This is a genomic window from Paraburkholderia diazotrophica (assembly GCF_038900755.1).
Taxonomy (GTDB): domain Bacteria; phylum Pseudomonadota; class Gammaproteobacteria; order Burkholderiales; family Burkholderiaceae; genus Paraburkholderia; species Paraburkholderia diazotrophica_A.
This window is the reverse complement of record NZ_JBBPEN010000004.1, coordinates 576,690-588,995: the sequence shown is the minus strand read 5'-3', so window position 1 is coordinate 588,995 and position 12,306 is coordinate 576,690. Positions and strand designations below refer to the sequence as shown.

General features: G+C 63.8%; 15 protein-coding genes and 1 pseudogene. 8 read left to right on the top strand and 8 right to left on the bottom strand.

Going from position 1 to position 12,306, the window contains the following annotated elements:
- Positions 1–7 precede the first annotated feature (7 nt).
- Positions 8–883, top strand: a complete 876-nt coding sequence (locus AABE10_RS16595; RefSeq protein WP_342934348.1) for a DUF2182 domain-containing protein — start codon at positions 8–10, stop codon at positions 881–883.
- 38 nt (positions 884–921) lie between these two features.
- On the opposite strand, the pseudogene AABE10_RS16590 reads toward AABE10_RS16595, so the two are convergent.
- The 3 genes and pseudogenes from AABE10_RS16590 to AABE10_RS16580 all read right to left on the bottom strand — a co-directional run.
- A pseudogene (locus AABE10_RS16590) lies at positions 922–1,059 on the bottom strand (SDR family NAD(P)-dependent oxidoreductase); the annotation flags it as partial.
- 32 nt (positions 1,060–1,091) lie between these two features.
- Positions 1,092–2,063 carry a zinc-binding alcohol dehydrogenase family protein gene (locus AABE10_RS16585; protein ID WP_342934347.1) on the bottom strand — a complete coding sequence of 324 codons (972 nt, stop codon included), beginning with the start codon at positions 2,061–2,063 and terminating at the stop codon, positions 1,092–1,094.
- A gap of 77 nt (positions 2,064–2,140) precedes the next feature.
- Positions 2,141–2,995: an alpha/beta hydrolase gene (locus tag AABE10_RS16580; RefSeq protein ID WP_342934346.1), complete on the bottom strand. Its 855-nt coding sequence runs from the start codon at positions 2,993–2,995 to the stop codon at positions 2,141–2,143.
- 174 nt (positions 2,996–3,169) lie between these two features.
- On the opposite strand from AABE10_RS16580, the gene AABE10_RS16575 reads away from it, so the two are divergent.
- The gene (locus tag AABE10_RS16575) at positions 3,170–3,799 is read left to right on the top strand and encodes a CGNR zinc finger domain-containing protein (protein WP_342934345.1); all 630 of its coding nucleotides are present in this window, start codon (positions 3,170–3,172) and stop codon (positions 3,797–3,799) included.
- Positions 3,800–3,867: 68 nt separating this feature from the next.
- On the top strand, positions 3,868–4,548 hold the full coding sequence (locus AABE10_RS16570; protein WP_342934344.1) for a haloacid dehalogenase type II: 681 nt from the start codon (positions 3,868–3,870) through the stop codon (positions 4,546–4,548).
- Between the two features lie 78 nt (positions 4,549–4,626).
- Here the strand turns inward: AABE10_RS16570 and AABE10_RS16565 are convergent, their stop codons facing one another.
- The 4 genes from AABE10_RS16565 to AABE10_RS16550 form a co-directional block, all read right to left on the bottom strand.
- Entirely contained in the window at positions 4,627–5,256 is a 630-nt protein-coding gene (locus AABE10_RS16565) for an ABC transporter substrate-binding protein (protein WP_342934343.1), read from the bottom strand.
- Between the two features lie 178 nt (positions 5,257–5,434).
- The gene (locus AABE10_RS16560; protein ID WP_342934342.1) at positions 5,435–6,475 is read right to left on the bottom strand and encodes a virginiamycin B lyase family protein; all 1,041 of its coding nucleotides are present in this window, start codon (positions 6,473–6,475) and stop codon (positions 5,435–5,437) included.
- An 80-nt stretch (positions 6,476–6,555) separates the two neighbouring features.
- On the bottom strand, positions 6,556–7,485 hold the full coding sequence (locus AABE10_RS16555) for an ATP adenylyltransferase family protein (RefSeq protein ID WP_342934341.1): 930 nt from the start codon (positions 7,483–7,485) through the stop codon (positions 6,556–6,558).
- 74 nt (positions 7,486–7,559) lie between these two features.
- Positions 7,560–8,045: an adenosine-specific kinase gene (locus tag AABE10_RS16550; protein WP_342934340.1), complete on the bottom strand. Its 486-nt coding sequence runs from the start codon at positions 8,043–8,045 to the stop codon at positions 7,560–7,562.
- 259 nt (positions 8,046–8,304) lie between these two features.
- On the opposite strand from AABE10_RS16550, the gene AABE10_RS16545 reads away from it, so the two are divergent.
- Positions 8,305–8,589: a hypothetical protein gene (locus AABE10_RS16545; protein ID WP_342934339.1), complete on the top strand. Its 285-nt coding sequence runs from the start codon at positions 8,305–8,307 to the stop codon at positions 8,587–8,589.
- Positions 8,590–8,761: 172 nt separating this feature from the next.
- The gene (locus AABE10_RS16540; protein WP_342934338.1) at positions 8,762–9,271 is read left to right on the top strand and encodes a DUF1269 domain-containing protein; all 510 of its coding nucleotides are present in this window, start codon (positions 8,762–8,764) and stop codon (positions 9,269–9,271) included.
- Between the two features lie 94 nt (positions 9,272–9,365).
- On the opposite strand, the gene AABE10_RS16535 is transcribed toward AABE10_RS16540, so the two are convergent.
- Positions 9,366–9,707 carry a zinc ribbon domain-containing protein YjdM gene (locus tag AABE10_RS16535; RefSeq protein WP_342934337.1) on the bottom strand — a complete coding sequence of 114 codons (342 nt, stop codon included), beginning with the start codon at positions 9,705–9,707 and terminating at the stop codon, positions 9,366–9,368.
- A gap of 86 nt (positions 9,708–9,793) precedes the next feature.
- Here AABE10_RS16535 and AABE10_RS16530 point away from each other — a divergent pair, with 86 nt between their 5' ends.
- The 3 genes from AABE10_RS16530 to AABE10_RS16520 all read left to right on the top strand — a co-directional run bounded on the left by AABE10_RS16530 (position 9,794) and on the right by AABE10_RS16520 (position 12,164).
- Positions 9,794–9,940 carry a hypothetical protein gene (locus AABE10_RS16530; RefSeq protein ID WP_342934336.1) on the top strand — a complete coding sequence of 49 codons (147 nt, stop codon included), beginning with the start codon at positions 9,794–9,796 and terminating at the stop codon, positions 9,938–9,940.
- A gap of 38 nt (positions 9,941–9,978) precedes the next feature.
- Positions 9,979–10,926 (top strand): DMT family transporter, encoded by a 948-nt coding sequence (locus AABE10_RS16525; RefSeq protein WP_342934335.1) that lies wholly within the window; start codon positions 9,979–9,981, stop codon positions 10,924–10,926.
- A gap of 221 nt (positions 10,927–11,147) precedes the next feature.
- Positions 11,148–12,164: an alcohol dehydrogenase gene (locus AABE10_RS16520; RefSeq protein ID WP_342934334.1), complete on the top strand. Its 1,017-nt coding sequence runs from the start codon at positions 11,148–11,150 to the stop codon at positions 12,162–12,164.
- The last annotated feature ends 142 nt before the right edge of the window (positions 12,165–12,306 follow it).

Below are 12,306 nucleotides of genomic sequence, written 5' to 3'. Positions count from 1 at the left end.
GCTCGTCGTGGACACCATCGGCGCTGCCATCGGGCGCAACGTTTCGCGGCGTGCGGCTCCGTCGCGCAATTCACCGCGTGCTTCACGATGGATCTTCTTCGCCATCGTTGCACTCGTCTTCGCCGTCTGCGCGGCATCGACGGTCGTCTGGTGCGCGTCGATGTCCGCGATGGGCGACATGCCGATGCCCGGCGGCTGGACTCTGTCGATGACATGGGTCCCGATGTGCGGACAGAAATGGCCGCGCGTTGCGGCGTCGTTCGTCGGCATGTGGGTCATGATGATGATCGCGATGATGCTGCCGTCTCTCGCGCCCGCGCTGTGGCGCTATCACGAGGCGGTCGGACTGACAGGCGGAAGGGATGGATCCGACGGAATCGACGACCTACGCGTCGCGCCGCTGACCGCGCTCGTGAGCGTCGGCTATTTCTTCGTATGGACCGTTGCGGGCGTGGCCGTGTTCGCGCTGGGCGCAGCGACGATGGCGCTCGCGCTGCACTTCCCGGCGCTCGCACGCGCGATTCCCTTCGCCGCTGCCGTGGCCGTTCTCATCGCGGGCGTCGTGCAGTTCAGTGCGTGGAAGGCGCGTTATCTTGCGTGCGGCCGCTGCACATCCATGAGCCATTACGCGCTACCGGCACACGCCCGCGCGGCCTTGCGACATGGCCTTCGCCTCGGCGTGCACTGCTGCTACTGCTGCGCCGGTCTCACGGCTGTGCTGTTAATTGACGGCATCATGGATCTATACGCAATGACCTTCGTGACGGCAGCCATCACCGCCGAACGTCTCGCACCCGCAGGCGATCGCGTTGCGCGTGCAACCGGCGTGGTCGTCATGGCGATGGGTATGACGATGATCGCGCGTGCCTTTGCGTTCGGTTGATGCTGTCGATCGCTTGCACCACAGGAAGCTTCCCTGACGGCGCCCGCCGTCTGCTCCAGATGCTCGCGGTTGCGCGCAACGAGCACGATCGCGTCGAAGTCGCGCGCGAGCCTGATCGCCGTCGAACGGCCGATCCCCTGGCTCGCACCCGTGACGATCGCTACTTTGCTGGACATAACCGTCTCCTGGTGTCGTCGATCATCACGCGTCAGTGGACGACGACCATTTTGCCGCCCGCTTCGTTCGCCTCCATCACGCGGTGCGCTTCGCGAATCTCATCGAACCCGAACACGCGCGACGGCTTCGCGCTGAGACGGCCCGCCGCGACATCGGCTGCGATCGCTTGCAGCGGCACATCCGAGAGCGGAAAGCCCGGCGTGCCGAACACGAAGCTGCCGAAAAACGTCAGGTACACGCCGCTCGACATCTGCAAAAGCGGATTGAAATCGGCGATGGGCGCGAGGCCGCCGAGCCAGCCCGCGAGGCACGCGCGGCCGCCTCGCCGCAACATCGCGAGCGAATCGAGAATCGTGCTGTTGCCGACGAGATCGAGCACGGCGTCGATCTGCTTTGCTTCGGCGATGCGCTTGGACAGATCGGGGCCTTCGAGTTCGACGCGCGATGCGCCCAGCTTTTCCAGCATCGCGAAGCGCGCCGGATTGCGCGTCGTCGCGATTACTTTGACGCCCGCGTTCACGGCCAGGTTGACAGCCGCCTGTCCAAAAGACGACGTCGCGCCGCGAATCACCAGCGTCTGTCCCTCGCTGATGTCGAGGTTGCGGAACAGGCACGTCCATGCCGTCGCATACGTTTCCGGGATCGCCGCGAGTTCGGCCCATGGCAGATCGGATTCGATCAGCGCGACGTTGGAAACGGGCGCGCGCGTGTATTCCGCGTAGCTTCCATTGATCGTTCGGCCGAGACCGCCCATCAATGCGGCCACTTTCGCGCCGACAGGAAACTCGCCGCCCGGACACGACTTGACGATGCCCACGCATTCGATGCCGCTGACCTTTGCGGCTTCGGCCCACTCGCCGCGCCGCATGTGCATTTCGGCGTGATTGATGCCGAATGCCTTGATTTCGATGACGGCGTGGCCTTCCAGCGGTTCCGGTTCCGGCAGTTCGGTATAGACCAGGCTATCCAGGCCGCCGAATTTTTCGAGCACGATTGCACGCATGAAGATTCTCCTAAGGTAGATGCAGCGTCAGTCGACGCAATGCGATGAAGCGGACGATGCGTCCGCGAATCAGCGAATCAGCGAATCAGGAATCCGGAAATGGCCGCGGCGATTTCTTGCGCATGTGTTTCGAGCGCGAAGTGGCCGGTGTCGAAGAACCGCACGTCCGCGTGGGGGATGTCGCGCTTGAACGCTTCGGCGCCGGCGGGCAGGAAGAACGGATCGTTCTTGCCCCACACGGCGAGGAACGGCGGCTGATACGTGCGGAAATACTCCTGGAACGCCGGATACAACGCGACGTTGCTTCGATAGTCGCCGAACAGATCGAGCTGCACTTCATGTGCGCCGGGGCGGCTCATGTAGTAGTCGTCGAGCGAGTAGCCATCGGGCGAAACCGCCGTGGTGTCGGGCACGCCATGCGTGTATTGCCAGACGGTTGTCGCCCTCGTCAGCAGCGCGCGCAGCGCATCGCGGTTTGCCTGCGACGGGTCCTGCCAGTACGCGCGAATCGGATTCCAGCCGTCGCTCAATCCCTCCACATACGCGTTGCCGTTTTGCGAAACGATCGCCGTGATCCGCTCGGGATGCCTGAGCGCGAGCCGGAAGCCAGCAGGCGCGCCGTAATCGAACACGTACACCGCGTAGCGGTCGAACCCGATCACTTCGGTGAAGCGGTCGATCACGTTGGCGATGTTGTCGAACGTGTACGCGAAAGCGCTGCGCTCGGGCATGTCCGACTGACCGAATCCCGGCAAGTCGGGCGCGACGATATGGAAGCGCTCCGCGAGTAGCGGAATCAGGTCGCGAAACATGTGGCTCGAACTCGGAAAGCCGTGCAGCAGCAACAGCTTCGGCGCGCCGGGACGGCCTGCTTCCCGATAGAACACGTTGAAACCGTCAACGTCGGCATGGCGATGGGCAATCGTGGGCATGGCGTTTTCTCCGCAAGGGTTGGGGTTTCTACGGGCTCCGGACCGAGGGCTTATGCCTCGTTCAGAGTAACCATTAAAAACGTTATATACAGGTTACGAAGCGAAGATGTAACTTGTCAAGAAGATTTTTAGCGGTTACGATGAAGTCATCATCAACACACGCTCGACACGCAAATGGATTACCGCCTCATACCGGCGATGTTCGTGGCCGATGCGCCCGGCCTTGACTTCCTGAATTCGGTTGCGACACCTGTCGATGAGCCCTTCGACTGGATCGGCGACGGCGATGGTCTGCTCGGCTGGCTCGAACAGGCGGGCATGGTTCCCGCTGACGCGCTGGCAGACCTGCGCGCGCAGTCCACGTCCGCGGAACTCGATGAGGTCGCCGCGAAGGCGCGCAGTCTGCGCGAATGGTTCAGGGGATACGTGCAGAAGAGGAAAGGGCGCGCGCTCGCCGTGAAGGATTTGCGCGAGCTGGAGCCGCTCAACCAGCTGCTCGCACGCGACGAACAGCACGGCCAGATCGTCGCGAGCGGGCCGGATGAAGCAATGGCGCTGACGTTTCGCATGACGCGCAAATGGCAATCGGCGGAATCGTTACTGATGCCGATTGCAGAAGCACTCGCAAGGCTCGTCAGCGAAGAAGACTTCACGCAGGTGAAAGCGTGCGAGGGCCCCAAGTGCACGCTGCTTTTCGCCGATCACACGCGAGGCCACGCGCGCCGCTGGTGCAGCATGGCGGTCTGCGGCAATCGCGCGAAGGTGGCGGCGCATCGGGCGCGATTGAAGGAATCGAAGGGTTAAAGGCGGTGGGTCAAGGCCTGCGGGTCAGAGCCAGGGTGAAGGCTTCACGTTTATCTGGAGGACATGGCATGAACCACATCAAAGCGATTGCATTCGATCTCTACGGCACGCTGTTCGACGTTCACTCCGTTTCCAGCCGATGCGACGAGCAGTTCCCCGGGCGCGGGCAGGAGATCAGCAACGTATGGCGGCAGAAGCAGCTCGAATACACGTGGCTGCGCAGCCTGATGAACCGCTATATCCCGTTCGAGCACGTGACGGAAGAAGCGTTGCGCTACACGGGCCGGCATCTCGGGCTCGCGCTGGACGACGACACGTGCCGCTCGCTGTCCGATGCGTATCTGCGTCTGCAACCGTTCGCGGAAGTGCCCGATGCGTTGCGCGAACTGCGGCAGCGCGGCCTGAAGCTGGCGATCCTGTCGAACGGCTCTCCGCATTCGATAGGCGCGGTGGTCGGGCATGCGGGGCTGCGCGACAGCTTCGATCATCTGTTGAGCGTCGATCCCGTGCGCGTGTACAAGCCAGACAATCGCGCGTATGAACTCGCGGAGCATGCATTCAAGCTGAACCGGACGGAGATCCTGTTCGTGTCGTCGAATGCGTGGGATGCGACGGGTGCGCGTTATTTCGGCTTTCCGACGGCGTGGATCAACCGGGGCGGCAAGGTCTTCGAGGAAATGGGCCAGAAGCCGGACTGGGAAGTGACCGGGCTCGATGCCCTAGTGAAGCTGCTCGGCGCGGCGAAATAACACCACAACGCGCCGCGCGTTTCGTCCAGCGCTTTCCATTCAAGGCTCGAACGCAGTCTTATCGTCGAGCGTTGCGTTTCACTGCTTGCCCGACGCGAGTTGCTCGTTACGTTCGGTGAGAAAGCGGATCAGCCCGTCGATGCCGCCGCTTTGCTGGATCGTCTCGCCGAACTGCTGACGATAGGTCTGCACGAGCCACGCGCCGAGCACGTTGAGGTCGTACACGCGCCAGCCTTGCGGCGTCTTGCGCAGACGGTAATCGATCTCGACGGGCTGCGCATTGGTGATCGCGATCGTGCGCACGACCGTGTCGGTATCGGTCGGCGAAAAACGCATCGGCGGATATTCGATCTGTTGGTCCGGGCGCAACTGTGCGAGCGCACCTGAATACAGGTGGATCAACAGCGTCTGGAACTGCTGGACGAGTTGCTTCTGCTGCTCGGGTGTCGCCGTTCGCCAATAGCGGCCCACGGCGAGCCGCGTCGTATGCTCGAAGTCGATATACGGAAGGATGTCGCGGTTCACGATATCCATGATGCGCGGGATGTCGGTCGGCTCGATCGCGCGCTTGCGCACTTCGTCGAGCACCTGCTGCGTGACCGTCTTGATCAGCGCTTGCGGATCGGAATTGTCGACGGTCTGCGCCGATGCGCCCGTGCAAAACGCAAAGACGGCAAAGAGAAAGGCAATGAGAAATTGGAGTCTCATGAGTCTCATATCGGCGAACTCGTCATGTGATTGCGTAGGTTGCGCTTGGCGCGGCGCGCGCGAGATCGTGCGGCGCAGCCTATTGTAGGGGCGGCGGCTGTTTTTGGCAGACAAGCTGCCCCCGGCGCGGCACGCGATGCGCGCGTGCGCCGATGAAGTTGCGTCGGCCAGTCGCCTGCTAGTTCTTTGCGGCACGCGCCGGATAGCGCACGAGATGATCGGTCGCGGATTCGGACAGCCACACTTCGCCTGCGCGGCCCATCATCTGCCGAATATTCGCGTGGTCGCGCGGCAGTGGGAGCACGTCGAACCGCTCGGTGCGCGGATCGAAGCGCACGAGCGCATTCGCGCTCCATTCGCTGAGCCAGACGATATCGTGATCGTCGACGAAGATCGCATAAGCATGCGGGTTGTCGCCGGGCAGACGCCATTCGCGCCAGCGCTGCGTCGACGGATCGAACATGCCGACGCGTCCCGCGTTCCACTCGCTGATCCACACGCGCCCTTGCGAATCGGACCAGACGCGACGAGCGCCCTGCTCCGGAGTCGGCGGCTCGATGACTTGCGCGGCGCCTGTTGCTGGATCGATGTGGCCGAGGTAACTGCCCGCGAGCGACGCGAAATACAGACCGCCGCTGGGCGTCACGCAGATGCCGTACGGGCCCGCGCCATGCGGCGCATCGAACACGCGCATCGTGCCGCGCTTCGGATCGAGCTCGCCGTAGATGCCGCTTTGCCCCGTAAACCACAGATGTCCCTGCTTGTCGAAAACGGCCGTGTTGAGGTTGGCGTTCGGCCGGTCCTTGGGCAACGGAAAGCGCGTGACGGCGAGTGTCTTCGAATCGACACGGACGATCGCGTTCTGGCCGCCATCGGTGATCCACGCCGCCTGGTCGGGACCGACGATCACGCCATGCGGCGCCGATCCGCTGCCGAGCGCGATGCTGTCGATCTTGCCGCTGCGCGGATCAAGCCGTCCCGCCGCGCCGCGCGCCTGCGCGGTGAACCACACGGTCCCGTCGGGCGACGGCGCGACGTCGTGCGGCGCGCTGCCCGACGGCACAGCGAAGCTGTCGAACGAAGCGGGCTGCGTCTGTGCCGCGCTCGCGAGCGCGACGCACGCGAGCGCCAACGTCAACGCGGCAACGCGTGCGTTGCGGGCTTTGAGAATCCTGCGCAGCACAGCCGCGATCCCGTTCGTCGCGACGATCTTCAGCATGTCCGCCTCCTTCGCTCAGGCACGAATCGCTCGCATCACTTGCATCATTTGCATCGTTTGCATCACGCGCATCACGCGCATCATCGCGACGCGTTCGCGGGCAGCGCGACGCGTTGCAAAACCGTCATCGGGCCAAGCCGCTCGATCACATCCATTTGCGCCGCGTCGCGCACGAACAGCGATCCCGCGAATCCCAACGCGTTCACCGACACGCCTTCGACGCGCTCATCCGATCTCGGCACGAGCAGCATCCATTCGCGCGTGACGAGCAGGTTGTATGGCGTCGCGTGACAGCGTTCTCCGTCGATGTCGACCGCGCCGATGTCCGCCGCTTCGAGCAGCGTGCGATAGCAGGCAAGCGCGCGCCTGGCCGCATCGGCGGATGCCATCGCATGATCGGCTTCGAAGCGCGCGAACGCATGCCGGAACGGCAGACCGGGCATGCTTGCCGCCGGTCCATCGATGACAGCCGTCGCGAGCATCGGCTCGATGGGCACGGGCGGGCCGGCATCGCCGAGCGGCAGGGGCACGATCTGCAGATGCTTGTGCGGCTGGCTCGCGCCCGCTGCGGCACCTGCGTTGTAAAAGCCGATGCCGTCGAACTCTGCCATGCACGCCAGCAGCGCTTCGAAGTCGGCGAGATCGAGCAGCGCCTCCTGACGCTCGAACGCGCGCGTGACGATCAACAGATGATGATCGATGACGTTGAACTTGTTGAGCAACGCGAGATGCGTGTCGGAGATATCGGCGACGAACAGATCAGGCTCATACGGAAGGAACGGGTTCACGGAAGGGCGCTTTGCCGTCTGAACCTTGGCTGCCTGCGCGCGCTGCTGCTCCTTGCGCGTCAGGCTGGACACCTGCCGCACGAGAAAGCGGATGCCGCCGTTTTCGATCACCACCTGTTGCGTGTCGATCGGTTGCAGCGCGCCGCAGCGTAGCGCGTGTTCCGTCTGTCGAAGAATGGCCGGCCATAGCGTGCCCGGCGCGAGGCGTCGTCGTTGTTCCATGTCTGGTCGGCTGGCGAGCGGCGCGCGCAATGCATGCACGATGTCTGCATGAGGTGTGCAAACGCGCGCGGCCGCTACAGTTTGTATCCGATGGTGCGCAAGAGATCCTTGCGCCATTGCACGTCGTCCGCGCTCTCGACGCCCACGGGCGAAAAGCCGTCGATCACGCCGACGATGCCGCGCCCCTGATCCGTTTCGGCGATCAGCACTTCGACGGGATTCGCCGTCGCGCAGAATATCCGGCACACCTCGGGCACAGCCTTGATCGCGTTCAACACGTTGACGGGGAAAAAGCCGTCGCCGAGAAACACGAAGAAGCTGTGGCCCGCGCCGACGTTCGTCGCATTCTGGCACGCCATTTCGACGAGACTTTCATCGGTGCCCGAGCGTCGGACGAGCCGCTTGCCGGATGCCTCGCAAAACGCAAGGCCGAACTTGATGCCGGGCACGGTGCCGACCATCGCCTCGTGAATATCCTCGACGGATTTGATGAAGTGGCTTTGCCCGAGAATGAAGTTGGTCGCTTCGGGCTTGACGACCTTGACGGCGGACAGTTGCATGGCGAACCTCGCTCCGTTGCGCAGAACGACGTGAGAACGCGTCACGGACGGACGAGCGTGGCTGGCTCGCAGCGTGCGCTCTCCGTCCTGGACCCGCCTTCTAGACTAGTACCAACCGCGCATCAGCGAAAGCGCCGGGCAAAACGCATATTTCGGCATATTTGGCGCGACGCGAGCGGAAACATCGCGATACAAAGAACGGCGAATGCTTACCGGTCACATACCGCGCGTAATGATTCGGCGTGGGACAATCGGGGCCATGAAAAAGACCAGAATATCGATCATCGTCGCCGCACTGGCGATGGCCAGTCCGCTGGCGCATGCAAGCCTCGCTTCTGGCGCTCACCAGTTCAAGGAGGACGCCAGGACAGCGGGCCGGGACACGGGCCACGCAGTCGGCCATGCCGCGCGCGCGGTCGGCCACGGCGCAAAGTCTGCCGGTCATGCGATTGGCCACGGCGCGAAGTCGGCGGGACACGCTGTCGCCGATGCAACGAAGCACGGCTACCATGCGACGAAAAAATTCGTGACAGGACACGCCTGACGTTCGTTGCGCGGCCATCGTTGCGCAAGCCGTCTGCGGTTGTGCGCTGCGTCCGCGCCATGTCCACGCGCCACGACACTGGCGGGCTCGCACGCGCTGGCGTGCTGCAACAGGCGTACGATGAAAGACATCATCCCCTCGCGGATCACCGTAAGTTTGACGGAGAGCCGACATGAGACGCCTTTATTTTCTCGTACCTGACGCGCTGACAGCGAAGGCGATCGTAGACGACCTGCTGCGGGCGCGCATCACGTGGCGCCACATCCACGTCCTCGCGAATCACAGCGTTACGCTCGAACAGTTGCCTCAGGCATCGCTGCTGCAAAGCAGCGACGTCGTGCATGCACTGGAGCGCGGCGTGGCGCTCGGCGGCGCGACGGGCGCATTGCTCGGGCTCGTCGCGCTTGTCTTTCCGCCTGCCGAGCTGGCGATTGCGGGCGGCGCCGTCGTCGGATTGACGCTGGCGGGCGCGGGCTTCGGCGCATGGACGGCGGCGATGATCGGCGTCGATGAACCCAACACGCGACTTGAACGCTTCCGCGACGCGATACGCGACGGCCAGATACTGATCATGGCCGACGTTCCCGGCTCGCGCGAGCATGAGATCGAGCAGATGGTCGCGCAGCATTTTCCGAAGGCCGACCTCGAAGGCGCCGAGCCCACCACGCCGATCTTTCCGTGAGCACGCATCGCTCGCGTCGAACGTTCAACGAATCATCGTGTGTCCGGAAACGGCGCGTTCCCGGGCACATCCAATCGCACTGACGTGAAACCCGTCACGCTTTCCTGACGAATTCCGACTTCAGGCTCATGGCGCCAAAGCCGTCGATCTTGCAGTCGATATCGTGATCGCTATCCACCAGACGGATGTTCTTGACCTTGGTTCCCATCTTGACCACGCCACCCGATCCCTTCAGTTTCAGGTCCTTGATGACCGTGACGGTATCGCCGTCATGCAGCACGTTGCCGGCCGAATCGCGATAGACCTTCGCCGTCGCTTCGGCAGGTCCCGCGGCTTGCGCTGTCCATTCGTGCGCGCACTCCGGGCAAATGAACACGCCCGCATCTTCATATGTGAATTCGGAATGGCATTTCGGGCAAGGGGGCAGTGCGGTCATGGTGAATCCCTGGTACGCGGCGACGCGAATTAAAAGAAAGTGCGAGAGTATAGCGGTGTGGCGTGGCGGGCTCGTCGACATGGCGCATGAACGGCCATTATTCGAAGCACGCTGGGCTTGACCGCAACGACAGCGATCAGCCTGACCAGCGCGAGCGCGAATTCGGCCAGCGCTCGCGCGAATTCGACATCGCGGCGCAAATCGTCGAAAATCTAGCTCCTTGCGAGCCGTGATCAACTCAGCTCCGCACCATACCTGCTGACGAACATCGATGAGAAAAACTCTAGACGGCTTTGCCGTTACAAGCATGGTGATTTTGTGCCTCGTATGGGGGCTGCAACAGGTCGCGATGAAATCGATAGCGAGCGATGTCTCGCCGCTGCTTCAGGTGTCGATGCGCTCTGGCGTCGCGGCCGTGCTGGTCTGGATCTTCGGCAGGATGATCGTCCGCGACAACTGGCTGCCCGGCGTCGCACTGAGGCCGGGGGCGCTGGTCGGCATATTGTTCGCCGCCGAGTTTCTGTTCGTCGCCGAAGGCTTGCGATGGACGACGGCTTCTCACATGGCCGTGTTCCTTTACACCGCGCCGATGTTCGCCGCAGTCGGCCTGCAAATGGCGCTGCCTTCCGAGCGCCTGACTCGCATGCAATGGATGGGCATCGCGATCGCGTTCGTCGGCATCGTCGTCACGTTTGTCGGTCCGGGCACGAAGGGCGGCGGCGACCCGTCGTCGCCGAACTGGATACTCGGCGATCTGCTCGGCATCTGCGGCGGCGCAGCGTGGGGCATGACGACGGTCGCGGTTCGCGCGACGCGCCTCAGCGAAGCGCCCGCGACGCAGACGCTCTTCTATCAGCTCGCATGGGCCTTTGCGGTATTGCTGCCGTTTGCGGCCATCACGGGCCAGTTCCATTTTCATGGCACGCCGCTCGTCTGGACGAGCCTCGGGTTTCAGGCGATCGTCGTTTGCGTCATCAGCTATGCGGTCTGGTTCTGGCTGCTGCGCATCTATCTCGCGTCGCGCCTGGGCGTGCTGTCGTTCATGTCGCCGATATTCGGCGTCGCAATGGGCGCGCTGCTGCTGCATGAGCGGCTCGACCCCGGCTTTCTCGCGGGCAGTGTGCTGGTGCTCGCGGGCATGATGGTCGTCAACGGCCGCGAGTGGCTGAACAACCTGTTCACGCGACAAAGACGCGGCGGAAAAATCGGCTCCGCGTGAGCGCGCGTATTCATCGGCCATCGCATTTGTGATTGCCGTCGGCGAGCGCCTGTTGTCGCCAGGCGTCGACGGGATTCGACCGTTCAATTGCGGACGTACGCTTCTCCACCTACTATCCCTGTCGGACCAGCCGGCTGCGTCGCGATGCGGCGCGTCCGAAGGTATGGCCGACGCGAGCCTGGCCGCGCTGGAGTGACTGTTCTTCGACTGGAGCAAATTCGATGCGAAAGATGAGAGCGGTACAGGTCGGCGGCCCCGGCGGGGCGCTGGAGATCGTGGAGCGCGACGTGCCCGCGCCCGGCCCGGGCCATGTGTTGATCAAGGTTCAGGCGTGCGGCATCTGCCACAGCGATTCGATGACGAAAGACGGGCTGTGGCCGGGCTTGCAGTATCCGCGCGTGCCGGGACATGAAGTGGCGGGCGTGATCGATACGCTGGGCGCGGGCGTCGAAGGATGGAAGGCGGGCGAGCGCGTGGGCGTCGGCTGGCATGGCGGCCACTGCGGGCATTGCGCGAATTGCCGGCGCGGTCACTTCGTCGTGTGCGAGAACGCGCAGGTGCCGGGCATCAGCTATGACGGCGGATACGCCGAGTTTCTGGTGGCGCCCGTCGAAGCGCTCGCGCGCATGCCGTCGGAACTCGACGACGTGGATGCCGCGCCGCTGCTATGCGCGGGCATCACCACCTTCAATGCATTGCGAAACAGCGGAGCGCGCGCGGGGGATGTCGTCGCGATTCTCGGCATCGGCGGGCTCGGGCATCTGGGCGTGCAATTCGCGCAGCGGATGGGTTTTCGCACCGTCGCGATCGCGCGCGGCGAGGACAAGGCGCCGCTCGCGAAACAGCTCGGCGCGCACCATTACATCGACAGCCGCACGCAGAATGTCGCCGACGCGCTGCGCGCGCTGGGCGGCGCGAAAGTGGTGCTCGCGACCGTGACGAACGGCGACGCGATGACGGCCACGCTCGGCGGACTCGCGCTCGACGGTAAGCTGATCATCGTGGGCGTCGCGGAGAAGCCGATCGAAGTGCCGAGCGTGCAGTTCATCATGGGCCGCAACGCGGTGCAGGGCTGGCCGTCCGGCACGTCGGCCGATTCGGAGGACACGCTCGCGTTCAGTGCGCTGTCCGGTGTCAAGCCGATGATCGAGACCTATCCGCTCGAACGCGCCGCCGAAGCCTACGATCGCATGATGAGCGGCGCCGCGCGCTTTCGCGTCGTGCTGACGATGAGCTAGCGCGGTTCGCGCAGCCGACGGGCGGCATCGAGAGGCGAGGGATGTGGAGCGCTTCTGGCCGCCATCGCACATCGGGCGATGGCGGCCACTATTTCGGCCCCGATTTCGGCCATGCACGTCGTTCACCCTTGATGCGCGGGGC

What these genes read in the sequence shown, in the direction of transcription:
- AABE10_RS16560 (WP_342934342.1), bottom strand. Translation starts at nt 6,475, where the DNA reads ATGCTGAAGATCGTCGCGACGAACGGGATCGCGGCTGTGCTGCGCAGG.
- AABE10_RS16585 (WP_342934347.1), bottom strand. Translation starts at nt 2,063, where the DNA reads ATGCGTGCAATCGTGCTCGAAAAATTCGGCGGCCTGGATAGCCTGGTC.
- AABE10_RS16540 (WP_342934338.1), top strand. Translation starts at nt 8,762, where the DNA reads ATGAGACGCCTTTATTTTCTCGTACCTGACGCGCTGACAGCGAAGGCG.
- AABE10_RS16530 (WP_342934336.1), top strand. Translation starts at nt 9,794, where the DNA reads ATGAACGGCCATTATTCGAAGCACGCTGGGCTTGACCGCAACGACAGC.
- AABE10_RS16580 (WP_342934346.1), bottom strand. Translation starts at nt 2,995, where the DNA reads ATGCCCACGATTGCCCATCGCCATGCCGACGTTGACGGTTTCAACGTG.
- AABE10_RS16525 (WP_342934335.1), top strand. Translation starts at nt 9,979, where the DNA reads ATGAGAAAAACTCTAGACGGCTTTGCCGTTACAAGCATGGTGATTTTG.
- AABE10_RS16575 (WP_342934345.1), top strand. Translation starts at nt 3,170, where the DNA reads ATGGATTACCGCCTCATACCGGCGATGTTCGTGGCCGATGCGCCCGGC.
- AABE10_RS16545 (WP_342934339.1), top strand. Translation starts at nt 8,305, where the DNA reads ATGAAAAAGACCAGAATATCGATCATCGTCGCCGCACTGGCGATGGCC.
- AABE10_RS16565 (WP_342934343.1), bottom strand. Translation starts at nt 5,256, where the DNA reads ATGAGACTCCAATTTCTCATTGCCTTTCTCTTTGCCGTCTTTGCGTTT.
- AABE10_RS16520 (WP_342934334.1), top strand. Translation starts at nt 11,148, where the DNA reads ATGCGAAAGATGAGAGCGGTACAGGTCGGCGGCCCCGGCGGGGCGCTG.
- AABE10_RS16550 (WP_342934340.1), bottom strand. Translation starts at nt 8,045, where the DNA reads ATGCAACTGTCCGCCGTCAAGGTCGTCAAGCCCGAAGCGACCAACTTC.
- AABE10_RS16535 (WP_342934337.1), bottom strand. Translation starts at nt 9,707, where the DNA reads ATGACCGCACTGCCCCCTTGCCCGAAATGCCATTCCGAATTCACATAT.
- AABE10_RS16570 (WP_342934344.1), top strand. Translation starts at nt 3,868, where the DNA reads ATGAACCACATCAAAGCGATTGCATTCGATCTCTACGGCACGCTGTTC.
- AABE10_RS16555 (WP_342934341.1), bottom strand. Translation starts at nt 7,485, where the DNA reads ATGGAACAACGACGACGCCTCGCGCCGGGCACGCTATGGCCGGCCATT.